The following is a 24,516-nucleotide window of genomic DNA, read 5'->3' on the forward strand; positions in this document are numbered from 1 at the left end:
AAGAATATACTACGATACTAAATTTAGGGTTCGGAACTCTGTTTATCTTCAAAACGTCTAACAATGCGAGAAAGTTCCGCCTTTTCATCGATACTAACGCGAGTAGGAGCACCGCTGATAATCCGTTCGTAGTTTCTGAAAGAATCTTTAATATCGGGCCCGTCAGCAGTTATATTATACTCGCGAATGCCCTTATCATGCCAAGATCCGCGCATTTTAAATACGTTAATTGCCCGCGACATTTCTCCACGAATTTCTACGTACTGTAACATTAGAATTGTATCGGTAATCGTAGATATGTGAGAGTCAGTAATCGAATGCGCTCCTAGAAATTGGTCAGTTGTGTTGGTAAAGAAACCAGTAATTTCTTCTTGTTTAGCATAACCTGTTACACCAATTACAAACTGCCTAAATGCATTATTGCTCACTCCTCTAGCTAATGCTGATAGGGAATCAATGGCAATCCGAGCTGGTTTGAAGACAGCAATTTCTGATTTAATAATTTGTAAATGGTCTTCTAAACCAGTTGATTCAGGATAGGTACAAATTATTTTTAGTAAACCTTGCTCCTCTAATTCTTCAAAATCAATTCCCCAAGAAGAAGCATTACGAGATAGTTGGGCGCGTGATTCTTCGTAAGCAAATAATATTGCCTGTTCTCCATTCAGGCAGCCATCTTGAATAAACTTACTTACTAACAAGGTTTTACCAGTACCTGTGGCTCCTGTTGCCAAAATAATAGAATCTTTAAAGAAACCACCACCGCACATTTCATCTAAGATTTTGACACCAGAAGATACCCTGATATTAGATGAACGCTGAGTTAAACGCATTGCTCCTAGTGGGAAAATGTTAACTCCTTCATTAGTAATTGTGAAGGGATACTCGCCTTTCATGTGAGTTGTGCCACGCAATTTGAGAATTTCAACTGTGCGACGGCGGCGTTCTCCTTCTAAGACGTTGCGAACAATTACTACATTATCAGAAACAAATTCTTCCACTCCAAAAGAAGCAACGGGGCCATATTCTTCACTGCGTTCAGTGGTAATTACAGTGGTAACACTCAGTATTTTGAGACGTGCTACTAAGCGAAAAATCTCGCGTCGTACTACTCCCATCGCTTCATACTGCTGAAATACTGCTGTCATTGAGTCAATTGAAACTCGTTTAGCTTTGTATTTGCGAATGGCATATTGCAAGCGTTCAATTAGTGCAGAAAGGTCAAAATTTCCAACGATATCTTGACCTTCTGGATCGGGAGATGCATCAAGAATAAATAACTTGCCTTCTTCGATTAGGCGGGGTAAATTCCAACCAAAAACATGGGCGTTTTTAATAATATCGCTGGGTGATTCTTCAAAAGTAACAAATACACCTGCTTCATCGAAATAGGTGATACCGTTATATAGAAACTGGAGAGACAATAAAGTTTTACCTGTACCTGAAGTGCCACTGACTAAGGTAGTTCTACCAATTGGTAAACCACCATGACTAATATCGTCAAACCCTTCAATCATCGTGCGAATTTTTTCTACACCCCCATTTTTTGGTGTCTTATTGGGTTCTACTTGCTCGTTTTGACTCATTGCTTGATAATAAAAGGGTATTAAAAACTGTTGTTTTATTAGTAAAATTTTTACTCAATTTTTCCAGACTAATTATAAACTAAATGTTAAGCAAGTGGGGTGTATTAGGTAACAATCTGACAAAAAAATAGTAAAAATAAATATATTTAATATTTAGAATAAATATTTTGCTGTAATGCTCTAGGATAAAAGGTAGTAAAGCTATCTTAACTAGAGCAATATAATGGCTACCCTACATAGTTAAAATTTACTTTATAAACGCTATCTTATATCATTAATTATTTTACTCTTCAAAATCTGCTTCACTCAGTTCTTCATAAAGCAAATCTAATCCAATCAATACTCTTTCTCGATCTGAAAGGTCGCCAATAATTTTGCGAACGGGTGGAGGCAAAATTTTGGATAATGTTGGCGTTGCCAATATTTTATCTTCTTCTGCCAGTTGTGGGCTTTTTAATACATCGATCACTTTTAAAGCATAAACACCTTCAAACTCCTGTTCTAAAATATTTTTGAGTGTTTTCAACGCCCGAACTGAATTAGGGGTGTTCCCTGCTACGTAAAGCTTGAGAACGTAGGTTTTTTTGGCTTTAATCATATATTTACAGGCTAGTTACGATCGTAGAAATACAAGATGTGTTCGCACGTTGGTAATAACTAACAGTGTTAGCTTGTTCCAAGTTAAATATTAATAAATAAACTTATTTTATTTAGGAATCGAACTCCTATAGACTTCACACAAGTGAGCCAATATATCTATCAACGTCAGGCGGTAATCAAGTAAGGTTTCACTGCTTCTTCCTTCTAATTTTAGCTGGATAGAAAATTCTTCAATTACCTCCATGTGAATTTCGATTATTTGGGGCACAGGAATATTAGCATAAAATATCGTATTGATGAATTTATCAATTTTTTCTTTGAGTGTTTTGTCTGTGGTAAAATAATTTATAAGGATTAGACTGTAATCTAATTTAAGCTGTCTTAATAATCCTTGCCTTTCGGCTGGATTCATCTCGTGGAAATGCTGTTGGCTTTTTTGCATCTGGCTGGCAAATACATAGACGTACTTGCTAGTGTATGCCTTACTTGGATTTTGTTGCGGCCAATTTGGTAAATAGTTGATTTTTTCAGAGGTCGTTGCAGTAACAGGTAAATTGTAAAATTGGGCGATAATCGCGTCAATAAATTTCCACACCCAAGCAATCCAATCTTTTTGCTTGGCTAAGTAAACTAGATTATTTAAACATTTGTTAATATCAGGTCGCAGAATCAATATCGGTAATAACATTTACTCTTTAATCTATCTCCTTGATCGCCTTGACCAAGAAACGTGGGCTGATAAGTTTGGCTAACGCTTCTAGGGGAATACCTCTTGATGTGCAGTAAACTAGCGACTTTACCCCAAAATAACGCTCTGTGTTCACAGATACTGCAAGAAGGCAGTTCTTGCTGGAGGTGGGAAGTAAGAAAGCTTATGCACTAAACTTAAACTTTTTAGTTTTTTTCAACTGGATATTTATTTATGCCTGCTTGTGCTGGCAACTCAAAAGCTTAATTCAGCAACTGAGTGTTAAGACTTAGTAAATCTTTGATGATGAGGTATTTGTCGCCATAAAGAGACACACTACCTAATTTATTGTTTGCGTATCTGTATCTATGTATATAAATAGATATATTTTTTAATTTTTCTCCTTGATAAGATACTTAAACGAACTTAAAGGATTGTCGCATTCTAAATCATTATAATTCCTCAAGGTTCTAAAGCGAATCTTTGGGGCCATAATTGTTGTAGCCGTCACTATCGATCGGGAGTTTAAATACCAGTAAGACGCTGGGGAGGCTAGTTGCTATAAATCAGAAACGTCGCCTCTTGGAAAAATGCACTCGTCCACAAGCAAGTGTCCGTGAGGGGAAATCCCGTTGTTTTATTTAATGGCGTTGAAATAACCAGAGTTGCTTATATGAGTCTTCTTAGAGGATATGGCTTCAGGCGAAAAGACCATCAACAGTTGGCAGATGGAGATGCCGGAGGTTCCCACAGGAAGAATGACCCCCAAAGCCCTATGTTAATGCTAGATTACCCGCTTTCTGACTTTCAGGCAACCGTAGCTAGCTGCCTCCAAACATCTTCTTTGGCAGTGGTGCTGGAGATTTTTGAGCAAGAGCAGTGCGATCGCTTGGTAGTAGTGAATCAGCAGCAATGCCCCATTGGATTGCTGTATTCTGCCCGTTTAATCCAAAAATTATTAGCACATAGTGACAATAAAAATCTAAATTTACATCAACCACTCTCTACATGGGGTCAAGGTTTAATTGAGCCAATACAGACAATATCAGCTTCTGAGCGTGTAGAGCAATTAAACTTGCACTTGGGTTATCCACAAGCCGAAAAACACCAGAACTTAGATTGGGCCCTGATTGACTCTGATGGCCGATATTTGGGTCTGCTGGATAGTTCTCGCCTGTTGCGATCGCTGGCTAAGGAACGCATGGTTGGTTTACAAAGCTCAGGAATCCAGGGGTCGCGCCATGAGTATGATGCTGATGTACAGCCCCCAAATAAAGCAAAATCATTGGGACACCAGCCACTGATACAGTTGCTGGAAAGATTGCCTTGGCCTTTAATGTTGCAAACGTCTACTGGCGAAGTGTTAGCCCGAAATCCCGCCTGGTGGCAACAATTAGGAGCCTTAAAAGATCCAGAAGGAGTTAGGCAACAAGTGGAAGCAATACTTGTCCCTAAGCCCTCCGAAAAATCTGAATATGTCACCCAACGAGCAATCAAGGTTCATCCCAATGGCAGGGAGAATGAATATGGTGGTGAAGAGGAACTGACTCAGCAAGAAGCATCACCAGATACTGTATACAGTCGCTGCTATTTGGATAGTCAAGTGGGTACTTGTACCTGTGTTGTGGAAGTGCAAAATGGTCAGGAGCGAATCTGGCAGTTTGCCAAAATTCCCTTAGATAGTCCTGAGTTTAAAGTCATGAGTGCAGAGTCAGAGGTTGTACTCAGCAATGATTTATGGTTAGTTTTAGCTACTGATGTAACTGAACAGCAGCAGCTTTGCAAAGAGTTAGCTGCAAAAAATGCCGATTTAATTCAACTAAATCGGTTGAAGGATGAGTTTTTAGCTTGTATTAGTCATGAACTCAAAACTCCCCTAACTGCCGTTTTAGGATTATCGCGCTTGCTGGTGGATCAGCAGTTGGGAGAACTTAACGAGCGTCAAGCTCGTTATGCAGGACTAATCCATCAAAGTGGCCGCCACCTGATGAGTGTGGTTAATGACATTTTAGATTTGACCCGAATGGAAACGGGACAAATGGATTTGACGCTGACACCAGTGAAAATTAGTGCTGTGTGCGATCGCGCCCTATCGGAAGCCAAAGCCATCCACACTCAAACTACTAAAACAACATCCCAACCTCAAGAAAATGCCCGTTCATCTGCTCCCCAATTCTGCCTTTCCATTGAACTAGGTTTAGATGAAATGGTGGCAGATGAGTTGCGCTTGCGCCAGATGCTAGTACATTTACTTTCCAACGCCTTTAAATTCACTGAAATATCCGGCGAAATTGGGCTGCGGGTAAGTCGTTGGGAAGGATGGATTGCCTTTACAATTTGGGATACAGGTATTGGCATTCCAGAACACCAGCAACACCTAATTTTTCAAAAATTTCAACAACTAGAAAATCCCCTCACCCGCCAATTTGAAGGCACTGGTTTGGGGCTGGTATTAACTCGGGCCTTAGCTCGGCTCCACGGAGGAGATGTCAGCTTCTTGTCTCGTGAAGGCAAAGGTAGCCAGTTTACACTACTTCTGCCGCCCAGTCCTCCGAAAACAGGCTTTTCGGAGCCAGATATGGTAATCAGAGCAGACGAGAAGACACGACACCAACAGACACGGGAAAACACCGCAGCCACTCGTCAGCAGATCGTTACGCCTACACAGCATCATCCCGCGAGTTCTCAACGGTTGGTCTTAGTAGTCGAGGCAGTAGCCCGATATATTGAAGACTTGACCGAAAAACTCAAATCTTTAGGATATCGGGTAGTAATTGCGCGATCCGGGACAGAAGCAGTCGAAAAAGCTCGGCGCTTACAACCAATAGCAATATTTTTGAATCCGTTGCTACCCTTGCTGTCAGGCTGGGATGTATTGACTTTACTAAAATCTGACACCGCAACCCGTCATATATCTGTAATAGTTACCGCAACGGGGGCCGAAAAGGACAAAGCATTTGCTAACCGAGCCGATGGTTTCTTAAGTTTGCCAGTGGCGCATCAGTTATTGGCACCAGTTCTCGAAAAATTATGTACTGCCCAAGTAGCTCCGCAGGTAGGGTTGGAAAATAGCGCCATTATCCCACCTAAAACCCCACTGCGAATTCTCAGGTTGGTGAATCCCCAGTTGGAATCGGTCAATCCTCACCCCTCACTTCGAGAACATCGGGTGATTGAAGTAGATGATTTAGATCAAGCTGAACTTTTGGCGCGGGTATGGCAATTTGATGTCATTTTACTAGATGTCGAAACTACCACCGCCCAAATTTATCTGCAACAACTAATCCAGCACCCACGTTTGGCAGCTCTACCATTGGTTACTTGCGATGTTGCAACTACCTTAGTGGCTTCTAAAGTACCAGGGTTATCTGTATTTCCTTACTTAACACCATTTACCAAAGACAACAGCAGTCGCATCGAAAAAACAGATGCCTTACTATCAGTACTGCAAATTGCTTCTGGTATTTGCTGCCCTCCTAACATCTTGGTTGTGGATTTGACGATGCTGCGTGATTTTCCACAGGTAAGACGTAAGCCAGCTAAGGGTTATCGGACAGCAAAAAATTGCTCAATTAGTAGTGAAACTGCTGAAAGAGGGTCTGAGTGGTTCCAAGCTTTAATTCAGTATTTACAAACAGCAGGCTTTAAAGCAGCTATGAGTCCCTGTTGGGCAGAAGTGTTACAACAAATTCGCCACCAAAGCGTTGATTTACTGCTAATTTGTTTAGGAGAATCCGCTATCCAGAAAGATGTGCTAAAAGCCCTGAAAACATTGGGAAATTCACCTGATAAATTACCACCAATTTTGGTACTAAATCAGCGATTAAATCGCCCAGACACCAGTTTTCCGGTTGGGGTAGCTTATAAGGAAATTGACAAGCAGAAAAAGAATAGCTTGGAATCGATAGAGACTGTTGTTGGTGCGATCGCTACCCAAATATTACCGCGATCGATATCAATGGAAGACCTATTAAACCAGATCAATCAAGCCTTAGCTGTCAATGGTTACAATGGCAAATGTTAATTGTGTCATTGGTCATTAGTCATTAGTCATTGGTTATTCGCAAAGGACAAAGGACAAATGACTAATGACAATTTTAAGATATGTCTATTTTTTCATTTTTCTTTTTCTTAAAAGGAACCCGAACTAGGTTATAAGCACCTTTGGTAGATAAACTTTTGTAATCATCGGGCTGTAATTCCATTTGTAAAAACTTTTTCTGTTCAGCCAACAGCAACAGTGAGGGGGGTTGTAATCCCTTAGCGGCCTGGTTTTTAATATGCTCTATAGCTTCTTGAGGAAGTCCTAAATAATTTACATGAATGTGGCTGTAAAATACCACACTGGGCTTTTTGAAGCCAAGCATGATCAATTCTTCATTTGGTTGTTTTGCTTCTAGAATGACCGCAGATAATTCCCTTAAGGGTAATTGACGTTCTCGATCAATAAAAAACGAAGCAGGCGTTAAGACAAAAATTATAAACGCCACAAGCCCTAGTAAATTAATTCCAATAATGTAGTTCCATTGGCGACTCAGTAAGAAACCAGCAACTAATATTGCACAAATCAACCACATTACGCCAGCTATTACTGGTAAACCAGATTTTTGAATTAGTTCGTGAAAGTTACTGATAGCTGGATCAGTACCTAATATATGGGTTATGTTAAACAGTGCTGTTGCTAGAACTGATAAAAACATTACATTCAACCAACCACTCACTCGGAGAAAAGTAGGGGAAGGGGGAGGAGTGGGAGAGGAAGAAACAGGAGATGTTTGTCTGTCTTCTGTATCCTGCAAAAAGTCGCTCCATAAAAGCGTCACTAGGATCGCTGCTGCTGGCATTAAAGGCAAGACGTAACTAGGCAGTTTGGTGACAGCAATGGAGAAAAAGCCAAAGATGCTAGCAAACCAAATCCAGGCGAATAAACCAAACTGCTGAAAACGTTCAAGCGATCGCCAGTGCGATCGCTGCCAAAACTTTAGTCTTATTATAGAAACTGGTAAATACACGGAGTATGGTGCAAAACCCAGCAGCACTACTACAAAGTAAAAATACCAAGGTGCTGAGTGACCATTAACTACTTCTGTAAAGCGTTCCAGGTTGTGATAACCAAAAAAGGCATTAATATAATTCCAGCCATTGCGCCAAATTACTAAAGCATACCAGGGCACTGACAAACCTAGAATTAACAGTATACCCACGAAGAGGCGCATTTCCCGCAATACCTCTCTAAATCTTCCCACATAAAGCAAAAAGGCGGCAACAATTATCACTGGCAAGACAATTCCCACTGGGCCTTTAGTCAAAATTGCGCCAGCAATTAGCACATAACAAGCCAAGTACCATTTATTAGGGAATAGGGCATAGGGCATTGGGGATTGGGTATTGGTTATTAATTCTGCTCCCCCTGCTTCCCCTGCTCCCCTGCTCCCCTGCTCCCTACTCCCTTCCTTCCCTGCGTACCCTAGAAAGAAACACAACAAAGCTGATGCTATGCATCCGGTGAGCAGCATATCAGAGACACCGGTTCTCGCCCAAATAATAGTTTCGGGATTGAGTGCCATGAGCGCTGCTGCGATAAAAGATGTTAAGTAGCGGCGAGTAGGACGTGAAACTTGCTCTAATTCATCTTGTTTAGCGAAATACCACTGTACGGTGTAAAAAGCTAAACAAATTAAGCCAAATGCTGCGATCGCAGAAGGAAGGCGTACTGCCCACTCATTTACTCCAAGAATGTAATATGCAATCGCCTGACACCAGTAAATTAAAGCAGGTTTATCAAAACGAGTTTCACCATTGAAAAATGGGGTTATCCAATCACCTGTGACAAACATCTGGCGGGAAGCTTCGGCAAACAGTGGCTCTGTCTCATCAATCAAGCCAATATTGCCCAAATTCCACCCAAAAGCTATCCAGCCAACCACCATTAACCACAAACCCGACACAGTGACACTGAGACCTGGATTCTTTGCTATTTTGTTGAACCACTGATCAACAGTGTGCTTAACACTCAATTTCATGCTCATTAGTCAATAGTCAACAATCACTACTCAATAGTCGTTGATTATCTATCTTTTGTTCTTCCAAGGCTCAAATTCAAATTTTTTTTTATTTAATACTTAACACTTAACACTTTACACTTCTTGGGCTTGGAACAATACCAGTTGCTCGAAGCTACCCAAGAGTTTACCAAATTATCACCGCCGAGCAAGTTCCTAAGTCCTATTTCAGTAGTGCATTTATTGACAAATTAGACAATAAATGCACTACTGAAAGCAGGATAAAAATAAGCGTAGCCCAGGTTGAGCTACGCTTACTCTTGTCGGCAATGACTTGAAAGACGGATAATTCACGTCATTAGGATTATGCATCAAGTACAAAACCCCGCTCTCAAGAGCAGGGGTTATCTTAACTAGTAACTTCTCAAACATTCTCTAAGCGATCGCTCACCTATAACTTGTATATTTGACTTTTTAAATCTGGCAAACTCATAATTTTTACTTTTACATATCAGAGGATTTCAGAAATTGCAAATTCATCTTTGATCGCAGCAATTTCTGTTGAAATCTTTGACTCATCAACCATTAATTCCAGTTGTTCTTCCTGATTTGTGACATCAGCAAATTTATCTTTTGTATATTCACTTTCTCTGATTTGTCTAGCAATGCTTTCTAAGAGCCAAAGTTGCTCTTCTACAGACAAGGCACGGATTGAGCGCTCAATTTCTAGTAAATTCAGTGATATCATTTTGCTTCTGATTCCAAGCGGGGCGTATTTTTCAAAGATATTCTTATATGTCAGTCTATCTGGTTAACCTATAGCATCGCAAATTATCCATTATTTTTCCCAAGCTTATCTTTTCACAAATCAAATGAGATTGCTATAAATAACTAGAAGCCAATTTTATGACTTTTTAATTAGGTATTACTGCTGAAGCAAAATGTACGCTAAACTGACTACATGAATTACGAAACAGCTCGGAAACTCCTCATAGATCAGACAATCACAACCGAGGAAAACCCAGATGCGCTGTTAACGCGTATGAAACAGGGGAAACCGCCGGTACCCGGTCAGATCACTTCAATTTTGTTGGCATTGAAAGTGGTGTTTGAAGCCCTTAAAGATGCAAAGACCCTAGACCGAGAACTGGCTTTAGCCCTTTATCAGTTAAGCATTAAGGCACAACAGCTATTTGCCGCAGGGCGTAAAGCTGGCATAGATTGGCCACCACTACTAAAGGAAGATTTGCTACGAATTTCCTTAGCATCTGAAAGTATCTTTTCAGGTATATGGCAAACCCTAGCTCCCATCAGCCTAGGGAAACTATAGAACACTATTTCAGTAACCTTTAAGTGGAAAATCAGGGGCAGAGGAAGATGAGGGAGCGAGGAAGAATAATTAATGCCCCATACCCAATGCCCAATGCCCATTACCGAATTTGCAGTTCACCTTCTAACTTGTCTAAGTCAGTTTTGAGCAAAACCGTCATTTGCCCGGTAAAAGCTTTGCCACTCTTGGGTTGAGCAATTTCCACCCAATATACATAGCGATCGCCTACTCGTAATTCTCCCTTTAAAGCTTCCCGAATAGGAGTTTTAGCCAGACGCGCCGAGTTAACTACCTTTTGGTTGGGATACTGGTAAACTACCTGGGCGCGATCGTAGTCTTGATAAATCTCCAAGCCATAAATCACCCGCAAGGATTCCTGGAGACGCGCAAAGGTCATGCCGTTAATGGCATCATACATGGAAATGCGCTCACTACGAATTGTGCCACGGTCTTTAGAAAATTGCACCCTACCAGGGGGCAATACCGACGCTTGAAAAGTGAATCGTTGAGCAGCAGTATCAGTCTTTTGCACAAACAATAACTCCCCACTTCTAGGGCGGAGTGTAGGATGTGCTTTAATCCAAGTGCCTACTTCCTCTGTACTTTGACCTGGTAAAGCATTGGCTTGGGAATCAAAAAGCGTTCCCACGCACAGCCAAGGTACTAGAGAAAAAGGCAAAATCAAACATTTAAGCAGGGATTTTTTGAGCATTTTTCTATTCACGACTTTCATGGAAATTTCCCCATTAGGGAGTAACCATAGTCTTCCCGTTTTTCAGCAAGATTATTTCAATGGGTCGCAGCGATCGCCCAGCGAAGCCGAATCTTCTACCTTGGCGCTAGAAAGTCTCCACCATAACGCTATGAAGGTGCTGGGAGGAACCCCGCTTACTAAAGAAAGTGTGGTTATATTCAGAAGAAGGTCAAGCTTGGAAGTATCTGTAGAAAATCTTGTCTTTTAATGTTTTAGCTATTGATTTTTGGGGAACCATACACAAAGCAATTTAGGATGCTGGTAATAGTAAATGTATAAGGCTATCTACCAGAAAGTGGCATTTTAATATCCAAACATATCAAGCTATGAAAACAAAAATAATTACACAAATATCGGCTTTTAGCTTTTGGTTTATTTCCGTTTAGCAGCTAGAAAAGGCTAATATCAGTAAATCGAAAAGAGAGCGATCGCCAATAGTTTGGTAAATTAAAATACATTTTTTGCTGAAATATATGTAAAACCGCGTCCTATTTGGGGTAATAAGACACGGTTTTATAAAAGTATTTAGTTATAATATTACAAAAATCAAAGTAAGATTTGATTTATACCAAAGTAATCCAGTTACTGAGATTTATTTCCTGGTTGATTAACTTTCTCTGTTGTCGGAGAGATTTGGCGCTCGTAACTTGTCTTTTCTTGAGTTAGGGCGATCGCACTAAAGAAAATGGCACTTCCTACAGCTAAGGCTACCATCGGACGCTTGAGCAAGACAAAATCTCTGATAATCCTAGCTAAAGGTCGGCTTTGACGACGTAACGAGGAAGCAATCATCAGTTGTCTCCAAGTAAACGGATCGCGCACATAATGACCGCTTTGGCAAACTACTAGCCGTTCTTGGCAATAGGGACAGCAAAACAAGCCCATGCGCGTTTTAACTGGTTTGGGAGTGGCATTTCTTTGGCAAATTGGGCAAGTAACATAATGATTATCAAAGGTGTGTATATTCATTTACCTCGTCCGCCTAGTCCATTTACTCGCTCTATAAGAATAGCTATATTGAATTCCGATCAATACTTAGCAGACTTCCAAGTATGGTCTGACAACAGCCATAAATCATACATACATTGTATTACTACCAAGGATGGCTCAATGGTCGCAACACGAGTATAGCTAGATTTAGGCAAGGATGACTCCTAGTTAATGTTTGCAGGTGTATCCACCAGACCACAAAAACTTTGTTGTCTCTAGAAAAAATAGTGTTGGCGCTCACTCGCACCCCACTAGGGATCTTTGACCCTCAAATAACAATTGTCTCCCATTTAACCATTCTCCCCACAAAAATTTTGCACAATGACATTTTTTGCTAAAGCTTTGTAAATCAAGCAAATAAAGTCTACTTGTCTCGTTGCTAAATAATGGCTCACAATGAGAAGTAACAGATAAAAATTTAAATTTTTTCTTACATTTACCTCGCCTCTCAATGACTCTCCTACCTCCCACTCAACTGAGGAAGGTAACGGAACAACCTGCATTTCCTACACCTTCCGCTCGTTTAGCTGACCTAATTAATCGTTTTCAACCATCCCCAGAAACAGTTGTCCTGTTTTTAGCCATGCTGATTGGCGGTGGTACGGGTATGGGTGTAGTCACCTTTCACTATTTAATCCAGTTGATTCACCAGCTGATGCTGGAAAATTTAATGGGTCAAATCGGTGTCTGGGGTGCTTGGACTTTAGCCTGCGTTCCCACCCTTGGAGGGCTAATCGTTGGCTTGATGCGCTGGCGCACTCAAGATTTTGGTCCTGGACTTTCATCTCTCATCGCCGCTTCTCAGGGAAAAGAGATTAAGCGACCACTACGACCTGTTACAAAAATGCTGGCCGCATCTGTTTCTTTGGGGAGCGGTGCTTCTTTGGGACCAGAGGGGCCAAGTGTAGAAATTGGCGCAAATTTTGGGATGTTGTTCTCTGTGATCCTCAATGTATCTCAAGAGCGACAACGTTTGCTATTGGGTGCTGGCGCGGCGGCTGGACTTGCGGCAGGATTTAATGCTCCCATTGCTGGAGTATTTTTTGCTCTAGAGGTGGTGATGGGAGCGACATCTTTCGCTACTTCTGCGGTCAGTGTGGTACTGCTAGCGGCGGTGGTAGCAGCATTAATTGCCCAAATTGGTTTGGGGGCACAACCTGCTTTTGATTTACCTGCTTACCAAGTCCGCAGTCCTTTGGAATTACCCCTTTATCTTGGCTTGGGTTTAGGGGCCAGCCTTGTTTCTCTGGCTTATACTCAATTAATTCGTTTAGCAAAAGCCTGCTTTGCTGGAAAGGTTCGAGGTTTTGCTTTTTTGGGACGAATTCCTGAGCCAATTCATCCAATTATTGGCGGTGTGATAATTGGCGCAGTTGCTTTGCATTTCCCACAAATTTTGGGTGTGGGTTATGAAACTGTAGAAGCAATGCTTCAGGATGTGGAGTTTCCACTCTCCCTGTTAATAGTGCTGTTGATGGTGAAGCTACTGATGACTGCAATTAGTGCAGGTAGTGGTTTCATTGGCGGTTTGTTTGCACCAGCCATGTTTTTAGGTGCTTCTTTTGGTTCAGCGTATGCCAAACTTTTAGCTGTGGCATTCCCGACTATTTGCGATCAAATGGCGGCTCCCCCTGCTTACGCAATGGTAGGAATGGCAGCAGTACTAGCTGCTAGTGTCAGAGCGCCGTTAACGGCTATTTTAATGCTGTTTGAATTAACCCGTGACTATCGCATTGTTTTACCGTTGATGGCAGCTGTGGGTTTGAGTGTTTGGCTAGTGGAAAGGATTAAACCAACTTTTAACTCTAACTCTAATCTACAACAAATTGGTCTTTCGGAATTGAAAGATGAACAAGCGGAAATTGTGCAGCACATTTTAGTAGAAGATGCTATGCACCCTTATCCCAAAAAGTTACTTGCAACCCTGGGAGTTTTAGATGCAGCTGTGGAAATGATCCGCGATCGCACCCGAAGTGCTTTAGTAATTGATGCAGCCGAGCAATTAGTTGGTATACTCTCTCTAGAAGATATTAACCGTGCCCTTGCTCTTTGGCAAAGTTACCCGAATTCACTAACTGAAATTCCAGATAATTTATCCAGTCAAACTCTCATAGATATTTGTACTACTGAAATTCTCTATGCATGGCAAGATGAACTCTTATCTGAAGCTTTAGATCGTATGAGTCTTCGAGGTTTACATCAATTACCAGTGGTAGCACGAGACAAACCCGATCGCATTTTGGGTTTACTAGAAAAAGAGCAAATTGCCTTAACCTGCAATTTAGCAGTTACGCGCAAGGCACTTCGCCACTATTTACCAACCTTACCCACTACAGATATAGTCATTAGTCATTAGTCATTAGTCATTAGTCATTAGTCATTGGTCATTAGTCATTGATTTTTACAAAGGACAAATGACGATTAACTAATGACTTTTTATAGTCATTGGTTTTCACAAAGGACAAAGGACAAATGACTAATGACCATTTATTAAGCTGTAGCTTCTATGGCTTCATCACCTTCCCGATCTTCTGGATCTACCTGTCTCAGACGAATGTGCTTTTTGCCTAAAGTGATGATAAACTCATCTCCTGGTTTCAGATTCATCTGTTTTGTATAAGCTGAACCTATAAGTAAGTTACCATTCGATTGCACACTAATTCTATAGCTAGCACTACGTCCACCACGCCCATTAGCACTTGGTGTACTGTCCAACTGAATCCCTTCAGCATCAATTAGGGCATTTAAGAACTTCATCATATTGACGCGCTCTATACCGTTTTTAGTAACGGTATAGTAGCCGCACTTCTTGGCTTTGTCTTCTTTGCTCTCGTTCTCTAGCTCTTTAACTTTTTTGAGCAGTTCTTCACCGAGTAGGGGTTCAATTTTTTTCTGTTTAGGCATCAACTTAGATCAAAAATGGATGTTTGAAGTGTTGGAATCGATTTTATTTTAGCTGAGGTTGAGCTAATAGGAACATAATCCTTTAGTTTTTATCTCAACCTAGCCAAGTATATTACACTCAGATGCACAATTGTTATGCCATTAACAATATTGTCAAGACAATCTATTTTAGAGAATGCTGGCAATGCTGATCGCTATATATATAGTTTGTAAATCACTGCTAAACTATACTTGTTTAAGTTTTCTAAACTAACGCTCTAAAGGTTGTTTATTTGCTGAGGATGATAATTGAGTTACAGAATGATAAGTAAAACTGATCCTTAGTTATTGGTCGTTGGTTATTGGTTATTTACAAAGGACAAATGACAAAGGATAAACAACAAAGCTTGCCAAAATGAAACTAACTACCAGAGGACACTATAGTGTAAAGGCGTTGCTAGATTTGAGTTTACAGCCAAAATATGGGCCTGTATCTGTAAGAGCGATCGCTAAACGTCAAGATATCCCTGCTCCTTATCTCGAAAAACTACTAATAGAAATGCGTCGTGCATCAATAGTTAAATCAATTCGTGGCAGCATCGGCGGATACCAATTGGCAAGAGAGCCTGCACAAATATCTATAGGACAAATTTTAGAAGCAGTTGGTGAGACTAGCCATTTACCTCATCACACCCCAGCACCTACACAAGCTGAAGATTGGGTAACATTTAGCCTTTGGCAAAGACTCAACCAAAAGCTCAAAGAAGCTTTGTACAGTATTACTCTGGCAGACCTTTATTACGATGCTCGTAGTTGGCAAGCTTCCCTTGGGGAAGAAGCTAGTTTTGTGGTTTAGCCAAGAGTGGAGCCGGAGACGCTCCGCCTCCGGTCAATAGCTTAAATATTGGCTAGGAATTTTAGATTTTTTGGTTGATAAGCTAATCGGTAATTCGTCCCGCAACGCTTTCGTGAGGGGAACAAATCGAAAATCCTTAATTTCAAATCCGACGCTTCTATGGATGCTCATTCCTCTCTACAAGATGCTGCGCGTAGCTTCCTTCCCCGCAGGAGTACGCTACCGCTAACGCTGCGCCATCAGAGCCAAGTACTTGGATTTTGTACGGCTACGTTAACGTGGTCGGGGTCAATCCAAAATCCGGCGTTGCGCTGGAAGCGAACCAAAGGTGCGACCCAAAATCCAAAATCCAAAATTGATTGACCCTTGACTCGTGACTTATGACTGATAGCATCTATATCTTAATAATTGCTGCATTTTTAGATTACTTAATTGGCGATCCTTGGGATTGCCCTCATCCAGTACAAATTATGGGGTGGGTAATTTCTCGCCTAAGCAAATTTTTTCTCCAATTGTGTAAAAATCCTCTTACACAACGCCTAGCTGGAATTGTACTAGGGATTATTTTAATAATTGGTAGCGGTCTTGTTGGTTTTTTGATTATCCAAAGTGCCAGATGTGTTCATCCGTGGTTGGGAATTGCAATTGATTCCATTCTTTTAGCTAGTTGTTTTGCTGGTAGGAGTTTGCGAGCAGCAGCAGTAGCTGTTTTACAACCTTTAACAGCAGGAGATTTAGAGAAAGCTCAGAAGATTTTAAGTAATTACGTTGGTCGAGATACCCAAAACCTCTCACAAACAGAAATTTTGCGAGCCGTTTTAGAAACGGTTGCAGAAAATGCTACCGATGGAGTCATGGCTCCGCTTTTTTATGCAATTGTTGGTGTCTTTGTGCCAATTGTGGGGCCAACTCCCTTGGCTTTAGCATACAAAGCCAGCAGTACCCTTGATTCAATGGTGGGATACCGAGAAGCACCCTATACTTATTTGGGATGGTTTTGTGCGCGGTTAGAAGATTATTTAACTTGGCTACCTTGTCGGTTAACAGTCGTGACTCTGGCGTTGTTATCGGGTAAACCAATGCAGGTTTGGCGAATTTGTCGTCGGGATGCAATTAACGATCCTAGTCCCAATTCTGGCTGGAGTGAGTGTGTCTATGCTGCTTTTTTGGGTGTGCAGATGGGAGGTACAAATTGGTATCGTGGGGTGGCTAAGTACAAACCACTGCTAGGAGATGCTATTTATCCCATTACTGCAACTTCTATTCAAAATGCTTTGCAGCTAACTCGATATTGTTTTTTGCTATGGTTAGGCATAGCGATCGCAATATTCTTAATACTCCCAAACAAGTAAATTTAGGAGTTAAGAATAAAAACTTCTAACTTTTAACTCATCACTCCTAACTTATTATTCCCTATGTCTGCTAAAGTCGTTGAAATTCTCTCATCCGAAGAAATCCGTCGTACCTTAACTCGCCTGGCCTCTCAAATTGTGGAAAGGACGCGTGATTTGTCTCAGTTGGTGCTTCTTGGTATTTATACCAGGGGTGCGTTATTAGCCGAATTGTTGGCACGTCAGATTGAGACGCTAGAAGGTGTAGCCGTGTCAGTTGGCGCTTTGGATATTACATTTTATCGAGATGACCTCGACAAAATTGGATTGCGGACTCCAACGAAAAGTGAAATTCCTTTTGACCTGACGGGGAAAACGGTTGTACTCGTGGATGATGTGATTTTTAAAGGACGGACAATTCGCGCTGCTTTGAATGCAGTCAACGATTACGGTAGACCAGAGGTGATTCGTTTAGCTGTGTTAGTAGACAGGGGCCATCGAGAATTACCAATCCATCCAGATTTTATTGGAAAGAAATTGCCTACTGCTAAAGAAGAAGTTGTAAAAGTTTACTTACAAAATTACGATGGACGAGATGCAGTAGAGTTGATTAGTCATTAGTCATTAGTCATTAGTCATTGAGTCATTGCAAAACTCTTCCCCATTCCCCATTCCTCACCGCAAAATGGGACTGCCATGATGATGAACTAAATACCACTTTCCACCAAGAAAGTGAAATATATTTGTAGCTGTTGATTGTGCTTCAAGTCTTCTCCCAGCTACTACTTGGAATACATTTTCTCTCAGCACAACATAAGCAATATTATCAACTATTTCTGTAGCGATTATATCTGTGTTTATTTCGATATAAGCGGTGTTTTTAAATATCTGCTCCCAAGATATACGAATCTCCTTCCAACCTCGTAGTATATTACTTCCAGGATGAATACAAAAACTACCAGTTCCTTGTGACCATACGGCACTCATTATCTCAATATCTTTTCTTTCAAAAGCTCGATAAAAAGCTGCATTAGCCGCTAAGACTTCATCCTTTGTCATGGGGAATTTAATAGTTAGGAGTTAGAAGTTAGGATTTACTAAATTATAACTCTCAAGTTTGACAAATAAATTAGTAATGCCCAATGCCCCATGCTCAATTTCAAATTCCTAAATCTTTTGAACTGTGCTAATAATTTGCAGTAATTGACTAGCTGTATAAGGCTTAGATAAAAAGGCTTTAATACCCATATCATAGGCTGTATTAACTTTATCTGTCGAAGTTAGTCCGCTGACGGCAATAATTTTGACATCTGGGTTAATTTTTCGCAGGGTGCGGATAGTAGTTATCCCATCCATAGACGGCATTACCATATCAGTCAAGACAAGAGATATTTCATCTCGATGTTCTGCATATAAGGCTATTGCTTCAATGCCATCACTAGCTGTCATTGCTTTATAATTATGGCTTTCTAAGGATGTTTTTGTCACGTCTCGAATGGCAGCTTCGTCATCTACAACTAAAATTAATTCTCCTTGTCCTGAAGGTAGTCTTTGGTCTTCTTCTTCTATAGTTTCCACCGCGTCTTGTGCTGGCAAATATACCTTAAATTGGCTACCTTTTCTCTGTTCGCTACATACGTTGATAAAACCACCGTGGCTTTTAATAATGCCAAGGACTGTAGAAAGACCAAGACCAGTACCTTTATTGAGTCTTTTGGTAGTAAAAAATGGATCAAATATGCGATCTAATATTTCTGATTTAATCCCAATTCCTGTATCAGTAACAGTAATAACGATATGATGACCAACTTGAGCTTCGATATGCATCTTGGCGTAATTTTCATCAATTAAGAGATTTTCCGCCGAAATTTTCAAAGTTCCACCATTTGGCATAGCGTCACGAGCATTAACACATAAATTCATCAATACCTGATGCAGTTGGGTGGCATCACCAGATACAGTCCAGAGATTTTGCGAAATTTGAGTGGAAACTTCAATGGATTTGGGAAATGTTTCTCTAATAATTTGCTGAATTTCTATTATTAAATGCTTTAATTGCAATATTGTGCGATCGCCTTCAAGTCCGCGAGTAAAAGATAATACTTGCTTGACTAAATTTGCCCCGCGTTTAGTGTTTGTAATCAATATTGGCAACAGTCGCCGAGAACGCTCATCATGGACTTGTGCCTCTAACAGTTGGGCTGTCATCAAAATAGGCGCAAGAATATTATTTAAGTCGTGGGCGATACCACTGGCTAAAGTACCAATGCTTTCCAATCGCTGGGCGCGGAGAAATTGCGCTTCAAGTTGTTTTTTTTGTGTGATATCAGTGTTAACAACGAGAAAGGATTGTGCTTTATTGCCGAATTCATGCACTAGTGTCCAACGGCTTTCGACAATAATTTCTTTACCTGATTTTGTTTTTTGCTGTAATTCGCCCTCCCAAGAGCCATTTTTCATCAAAACACTGAGTGCTTCTTGAACTTTAGACGGATGTTTTTCATGCCAGAGAGATCGTGTCTTCTTATTAATTACTTCTTCTTTTTTCCAACCGTACAGACTCTCAGCAGCTTTGTTCCAAAATAAAATTTTATCGTCTAAATCACGCACAAAAATTGCATCGGTAGCAACATCTAGTAAAGCGGCTTGTTCGCGGATTTTCTGTTCTGTCTGTTTGCGCTCGATGGCGTAGCGGATAGAACGCTCTAACAAAGGTGCAGTCAACTGGCTTTTTTCAAGATAATCTGCGGCTCCAGCTTTCATCGCTTCGATATCTATTTCCCAGTCGCCCTGACCAGTTAGTAAAATTATGGGAGAAGAACAGCCGTTGGCAATTGCTTCGCGTAAAAGTTCCAGTCCATTGTGTGGCCCCAAACGGTAGTCTACAAGATAAACGTCATGTTGGTGGCGAGCGATCGCATTTCTTGCTGCTTCATAATTATTCACCCACTCCAACTCGCAGTCTGCTACGTGAAATTCACTGAACCAGTAACGAGTCAAAATATAGTCATCTTCGTCATCATCAATGAACAAAACTTTGATAGGGCTGTTGTCCATGTTTTTCTCCCACTGCTTGTAGTGGTAGTTTCACGATTTCAAACCAGTATTTGACTAGAGTGTCCATGACCTCGACTAATGAGGCAAAAGGCGCTGGCTTAATGATGAAGGAGTTCGCACCTAAATCGTAAGCATTATATATATCTTCTTCTCTTCGTGATGTTGTCAGTATTACAACTGGAATTTGCCGCAGTTGGGGGTCAGATTTTATCTCTTTGAGTGCCTCAAGACCGTTAATTCTCGGTATATTCAAATCTAATAAAATCAAACCAGGATGCGGTAAACTGCTCCTGTTTGCATATCGACCACGATGGTACAAATAATCCATCAACTCTTCACCATTATTCACGATGTATAGTTCAATTGGCACTTGACTCTCTACCAATGCCTCACGAACCAAGATGCCATCGTCTTCATCGTCATCAGCCATTAAGATGGTGAGATTTCTTTTTCGACCCTCCACATCGTCTCCTTTGCAGTAATTTATTATGAATCAAGTTATTAACCTGGCATAGATGGTAACTCTTCCGTTGACAAAAATCATTACTTATGCAATTTATTTGTCTAGGATCTGAAAGTTTTATTTCTTTGCTAATAGAAGGCGATGTCTAACAACAAATAGCTGTGGTGGTAGCCAATAGCCTGAAATAATCTAATCTTATTAATAATTAACATTATGGTTGATTTGTACAATCAATCAGTCATAGAAATTACGAGTGGCAATTGTACAATTAAGCTAATTTTGGGATTTATTATTAATCCCTCTCTAGGAATAAAAATCAAGAATGGGAATTAATTGACAATATGATTGTAAATTTTGCTCCTTGCCCAGGTTTGCTTTGGGCTGTGAGATGTCCATGATGACGCTCAATTATTTTCCGGCAGATCGCTAAACCTATGCCAGTGCCTTCGTATTCAATGCTACTATGCAAACGTTGAAAAACATTAAAAATCCGGTCGAGATATTTTTCTTCAAAACCAATACCATTATCTTCTACGATGATTTGGCAAAATTCAGAATTACTAGATATGTTATCTGCTTGATTGTTTAATATCTTACTATAGATTTTGATAACTGGTGGTATTTGTGGGCGATGGAATTTGAGGGCGTTACCAATTAGATTTTGCAACAATTGACGCATCTGTATAGGATCAGCTTGAATGGTGGGTAACTGTCCTATTTCTACACTTCCTCCAGTTTGCTGCACATAAATTTCTAAATCAGATAATACCTCATGGGCAATCTTTGTCAGATTTACTGATACAAAAGGTTGCGCTCTGGTAGTAACTCGTGAAAGTGTTAACAAGTCTTCAATTAATATCTGCATTCTTGATGCAGCATTCTGCATTCGTTCTAGATAGTCACGTCCTTGTTCGCTTAAGGTGTCGCCACAGGTGCTTTTGAGCCGATCGCCAAAACTTTTAATTTTACGCAGCGGCTCTTGCAAATCGTGGGAGGCGACAAATGCAAATTGTTTTAGTTCTTCATTAGAACGCGTGAGTTCTTCTCTGTGCCGAGTTTCTTGTTCTAGGATGAGGCTCTGAGTTGAGGCAATGCCTATTTGATCTGCTAGCTGTCGTAAAAGTTCAATTTCCCAGCTAGTCCACTGGCGGGGATGAGCGCACTGATGGGCAATTAGCAGTCCCCACAGCTGATTTTTGAGGAAAATCGGGACTACAAGGTTGGCTTTAACCACAAATCGTTCCAGTAATTCGACGTGGCAAGGTTGGATATCAGCTTCTTTGATATCGTTAATGACATTAATTCGTCCTTGGCGGTACTGCTCAATATAATCATCGCGAAAGCAAGGGTCGATGATTTGCTGCCCCAGTACAACAGGTAAACCAGGAACTATTGCCTCTTGAACCGCTATGAAAGAGCCATTTGGCTGTAGGCGCAAGATTAATACTCGGTCGGCAAGCAGTAGCTTTTGCACTTCTTTGACACTGGTTTGCAGAATTTCATCGATTTGTAAAGACTGACGAATTTTCAGGGTGATATTAGCGAATAGTTGCGATCGCAAATTTTGGAGTTCTAATGCTGCTTGGGCACGATCGCGATCGCGCAGTACAGCTTGCCGTTCGCTTATATCCATCATCGCGCCCATCATCCGCACTGGTTTACCTGTTTGGTCATGAACGACATAACCGCGATCGAACATATAGGCATAAGAACCATCGCTGCGACGAAAACGATATTCATTTGACCAGAATTTTTCACCGCTATCTATCAGTGTCCGCGCTTGGGAGGCGATTCTCTGCCTGTCGTCTGGATGTATATGTTCATACCACCAATTAGCGGTAAATGTTATTTGCTCTTTCGAGTAACCCAGAAGTTTTTCTAAAGCTTGATTCCACCACACCTCATCAGTCAGCAAATCCCAGTCCCATAAAAGATCGTTGGTAGCACGAGCGACTATTTGGAAACGTTCTTCGCTCTGACGCAGTTGTTCTTCTGCCAGTTTCCGTTCAGTGATATCTGTATGGCAACTTGTCATCCGCACAACATTACCATCTTCATCCCACACTGCCTGACCACGATCCAAAACCCATTTATAGGTGTCATCTTTGCACCGGATTCGATGTTCGCTGATAAAAAACGGGGTAATCTTAGCAAAGTGATCGGCGATCGCTTCTCTGACAAATCCAATATCATCTGGATGTACTCGTGTTGCCCATTCGTCTAAATGATTGGAAATTTCATGTTCTGCGTAACCCAACATTTCTTTCCAGCGAGTAGAAAAATATACTTGATTATTTTTAACGTTCCAGTCCCAAATGCCATCATTATTGCCCTGCACAGCTAACTGGCAGCGTTCTTCGCTTTCTTTGAGTGCCTCTTCCACGCGTTGGCGCTCAATGGCTGTAGCGATAACATTGGCAACAGCTTGGAGAAAAGAAATGTCATCTTTGGTAAAAATGTGGTGTCTGGTTGTGTGTGCCCCAAAGACACCAAAAGGTCGCTCTTTGCCATGAATCACTACGCTAATGCCGCTCACTACTTGATGCTCATGTAGCAGTGGTGGCCCATTGAATCGTGTTTCGGCACGGAGATCATCAACAATCACTGGTTCGTTGGAAAGTAGGGTGTAGCCAGCTTGAGAATTTATCCCCGCACTAACAGTCGCCTTTTCTACAAGTCCAGGTTGCCAACCGACTCCAGCACGTAGCAGCAATTTTCGATTATCTGGCAGGAGTTCCAAAATTTTGCAAAACTCAACTTTGAGACATTGGGCGACGATTGTTACAGATGAGTTCATCAGTGTAGTCAAATCTGTACCAGCTAGAGCCATTTGACTTAGTTCTGCCACTATTGCTTGCTGGTTAGCATGAACTTCTAGCGCCTCCTCCGCTTGCTTGCGCTTGGTGATATCCATGTATACCCCAGATATTTGCACAGATGTACCAGACTTATCTACAACGACAACTCCTTGGTTTGCTAAAAAACGAATTTTCCCATCGGGTAAAATAACTCGAAATTCAATTTCATATTTGGCTTTATCCTCAACAGCTTGCTGATGCGATCGCCTGACGAAATCGCGATCGTGGGGATGAATGCAGTGGAGAAAAGCTTGATATGTGTAGTTGAAAGTGCCTTTCTCTAAGCCAAAAATTGCTTCTAGATTATCTGAACAAGTAATTTTGTTCGTCAACAGATCCCAGTTGCAGATGCCCATACGAGCAGCATCTAATGCTATCCTGAGTTCGACTTCCCGCAATTGTGCCTGTGCAGCTTGCTGTCGTAATTCCTGCATGACATGATTAGCTTCCAAAAGACGGCGCAATCTTAGATGTAATATTGGCCATTGAATCGGCTTAGTAATAAAGTCAGTTGCACCCACAGCAAAAGCTTTATCTACGGTTGCCTGATCGGAAAAAGTAGAAATCATTAACACTGGTGTGTTTTTGCCATTGGAAAGTGCTTGCAGTTGAGCGCAGCAACTAAACCCATCCATCACCGGCATCATAATATCCAACAGTACTATATCTGGTTGGAGGCGAGTATAGATAGCGATCGCCTCTAGCCCGTTACTTGCTTCTTCCACCTGATACCCTGCATCTGTCAATTGCTTACACAGATGCATTCGCATAAAATTGTCGTCGTCTACAACCAGAATCAGTTTAGTCATTTGAGTTTATCCTGGGAGCGATCGCCCTTCATTTCACTTTTTCGCATTACTGGGAGGATGTCAACTAATCATAGCGAGGGGGCAGGGGGGCAGGGGAGCAGGGGAGCAGGGGAGCAGGGGAGCAGGGGAGCAGGGGGAAGAGGAAAATGACTCCTGCTATGGAACCGGAAGATGGGTTTGAGTCCGCTACTTCAACAAGCTGGGTTAAATTCCCCCTTGCCCCTTCCCCACAGCTAAATGTCATGGAATATTGATATTTGTGCCAGCGAGCAACACTGTGCTAGCTACCAATGTTATGTTTTCATGACA

At 41.2% G+C, this 24,516-nt stretch carries 19 protein-coding genes; 7 read left to right on the plus strand and 12 right to left on the minus strand.

Annotation, left to right across the window (positions count from 1 at the left end; all coding sequences use genetic code 11):
- Positions 1–23: 23 nt before the first annotated feature.
- The 3 genes from kaiC to IQ274_RS15765 form a co-directional block, all read right to left on the minus strand.
- Positions 24–1,586, minus strand: a complete 1,563-nt coding sequence (gene kaiC, locus IQ274_RS15755; RefSeq protein ID WP_163927353.1) for a circadian clock protein KaiC — start codon at positions 1,584–1,586, stop codon at positions 24–26.
- A 283-nt stretch (positions 1,587–1,869) separates the two neighbouring features.
- Complete coding sequence (gene kaiB / locus IQ274_RS15760; RefSeq protein WP_114082480.1) at positions 1,870–2,184, minus strand: circadian clock protein KaiB; 315 nt, start codon at positions 2,182–2,184, stop codon at positions 1,870–1,872.
- Positions 2,185–2,292: 108 nt separating this feature from the next.
- Positions 2,293–2,874, minus strand: a complete 582-nt coding sequence (locus IQ274_RS15765; RefSeq protein ID WP_163927352.1) for a KaiA family protein — start codon at positions 2,872–2,874, stop codon at positions 2,293–2,295.
- A gap of 673 nt (positions 2,875–3,547) precedes the next feature.
- Here IQ274_RS15765 and IQ274_RS15770 point away from each other — a divergent pair.
- On the plus strand, positions 3,548–6,898 hold the full coding sequence (locus IQ274_RS15770) for an ATP-binding protein (RefSeq protein WP_416209838.1): 3,351 nt from the start codon (positions 3,548–3,550) through the stop codon (positions 6,896–6,898).
- A gap of 73 nt (positions 6,899–6,971) precedes the next feature.
- Here IQ274_RS15770 and IQ274_RS15775 read toward each other — a convergent pair whose 3' ends face one another.
- Together IQ274_RS15775 and IQ274_RS15780 are read right to left on the minus strand one after the other, a co-directional pair.
- Positions 6,972–8,903: an ArnT family glycosyltransferase gene (locus IQ274_RS15775; protein WP_194142808.1), complete on the minus strand. Its 1,932-nt coding sequence runs from the start codon at positions 8,901–8,903 to the stop codon at positions 6,972–6,974.
- 484 nt (positions 8,904–9,387) lie between these two features.
- The gene (locus IQ274_RS15780) at positions 9,388–9,624 is read right to left on the minus strand and encodes a hypothetical protein (RefSeq protein ID WP_163935513.1); all 237 of its coding nucleotides are present in this window, start codon (positions 9,622–9,624) and stop codon (positions 9,388–9,390) included.
- 213 nt (positions 9,625–9,837) lie between these two features.
- Here IQ274_RS15780 and IQ274_RS15785 point away from each other — a divergent pair, with 213 nt between their 5' ends.
- Positions 9,838–10,206 (plus strand): hypothetical protein, encoded by a 369-nt coding sequence (locus tag IQ274_RS15785; RefSeq protein ID WP_012409416.1) that lies wholly within the window; start codon positions 9,838–9,840, stop codon positions 10,204–10,206.
- 100 nt (positions 10,207–10,306) lie between these two features.
- Here the strand turns inward: IQ274_RS15785 and IQ274_RS15790 are convergent, their stop codons facing one another.
- Positions 10,307–10,918, minus strand: coding sequence for a hypothetical protein (locus IQ274_RS15790; RefSeq protein ID WP_194142809.1), 612 nt, complete (start codon positions 10,916–10,918; stop codon positions 10,307–10,309).
- Positions 10,919–10,937: 19 nt separating this feature from the next.
- Here IQ274_RS15790 and IQ274_RS15795 point away from each other — a divergent pair, with 19 nt between their 5' ends.
- On the plus strand, positions 10,938–11,168 hold the full coding sequence (locus tag IQ274_RS15795) for a hypothetical protein (protein ID WP_194142810.1): 231 nt from the start codon (positions 10,938–10,940) through the stop codon (positions 11,166–11,168).
- A 374-nt stretch (positions 11,169–11,542) separates the two neighbouring features.
- Here the strand turns inward: IQ274_RS15795 and IQ274_RS15800 are convergent, their stop codons facing one another.
- Entirely contained in the window at positions 11,543–11,929 is a 387-nt protein-coding gene (locus IQ274_RS15800) for a hypothetical protein (RefSeq protein WP_114082473.1), read from the minus strand.
- A gap of 472 nt (positions 11,930–12,401) precedes the next feature.
- On the opposite strand from IQ274_RS15800, the gene IQ274_RS15805 reads away from it, so the two are divergent.
- Positions 12,402–14,306: a chloride channel protein gene (locus tag IQ274_RS15805; RefSeq protein ID WP_194142811.1), complete on the plus strand. Its 1,905-nt coding sequence runs from the start codon at positions 12,402–12,404 to the stop codon at positions 14,304–14,306.
- A gap of 134 nt (positions 14,307–14,440) precedes the next feature.
- On the opposite strand, the gene IQ274_RS15810 is transcribed toward IQ274_RS15805, so the two are convergent.
- Positions 14,441–14,854 (minus strand): AbrB family transcriptional regulator, encoded by a 414-nt coding sequence (locus tag IQ274_RS15810; RefSeq protein ID WP_012409420.1) that lies wholly within the window; start codon positions 14,852–14,854, stop codon positions 14,441–14,443.
- Positions 14,855–15,248: 394 nt separating this feature from the next.
- Between IQ274_RS15810 and IQ274_RS15815 the strand changes: the two genes are divergently transcribed.
- The 3 genes from IQ274_RS15815 (at position 15,249) to pyrR (ending at position 17,641) form a co-directional block, all read left to right on the plus strand.
- Entirely contained in the window at positions 15,249–15,689 is a 441-nt protein-coding gene (locus IQ274_RS15815; protein WP_012409421.1) for an Rrf2 family transcriptional regulator, read from the plus strand.
- Positions 15,690–16,069: 380 nt separating this feature from the next.
- Positions 16,070–17,041 carry an adenosylcobinamide-phosphate synthase CbiB gene (gene cbiB / locus IQ274_RS15820; RefSeq protein ID WP_194142812.1) on the plus strand — a complete coding sequence of 324 codons (972 nt, stop codon included), beginning with the start codon at positions 16,070–16,072 and terminating at the stop codon, positions 17,039–17,041.
- Positions 17,042–17,104: 63 nt separating this feature from the next.
- Positions 17,105–17,641 (plus strand): bifunctional pyr operon transcriptional regulator/uracil phosphoribosyltransferase PyrR, encoded by a 537-nt coding sequence (gene pyrR, locus IQ274_RS15825; protein ID WP_114082469.1) that lies wholly within the window; start codon positions 17,105–17,107, stop codon positions 17,639–17,641.
- Positions 17,642–17,695: 54 nt separating this feature from the next.
- Here pyrR and IQ274_RS15830 read toward each other — a convergent pair whose 3' ends face one another.
- The 4 genes from IQ274_RS15830 to IQ274_RS15845 form a co-directional block, all read right to left on the minus strand.
- On the minus strand, positions 17,696–18,079 hold the full coding sequence (locus IQ274_RS15830; protein ID WP_163935529.1) for a nuclear transport factor 2 family protein: 384 nt from the start codon (positions 18,077–18,079) through the stop codon (positions 17,696–17,698).
- 108 nt (positions 18,080–18,187) lie between these two features.
- Positions 18,188–20,077, minus strand: coding sequence for a response regulator (locus IQ274_RS15835; RefSeq protein WP_194142813.1), 1,890 nt, complete (start codon positions 20,075–20,077; stop codon positions 18,188–18,190).
- Positions 20,043–20,507 carry a response regulator gene (locus tag IQ274_RS15840; RefSeq protein WP_175586919.1) on the minus strand — a complete coding sequence of 155 codons (465 nt, stop codon included), beginning with the start codon at positions 20,505–20,507 and terminating at the stop codon, positions 20,043–20,045. Before IQ274_RS15840 ends, IQ274_RS15835 begins: the two co-directional genes overlap by 35 nt.
- A gap of 349 nt (positions 20,508–20,856) precedes the next feature.
- On the minus strand, positions 20,857–24,207 hold the full coding sequence (locus IQ274_RS15845) for a PAS domain-containing protein (RefSeq protein WP_194142815.1): 3,351 nt from the start codon (positions 24,205–24,207) through the stop codon (positions 20,857–20,859).
- Positions 24,208–24,516 lie beyond the last annotated feature (309 nt).

Source organism: Nostoc sp. LEGE 12447 (assembly GCF_015206985.1).
Taxonomy (GTDB): Bacteria; Cyanobacteriota; Cyanobacteriia; order Cyanobacteriales; family Nostocaceae; genus Nostoc.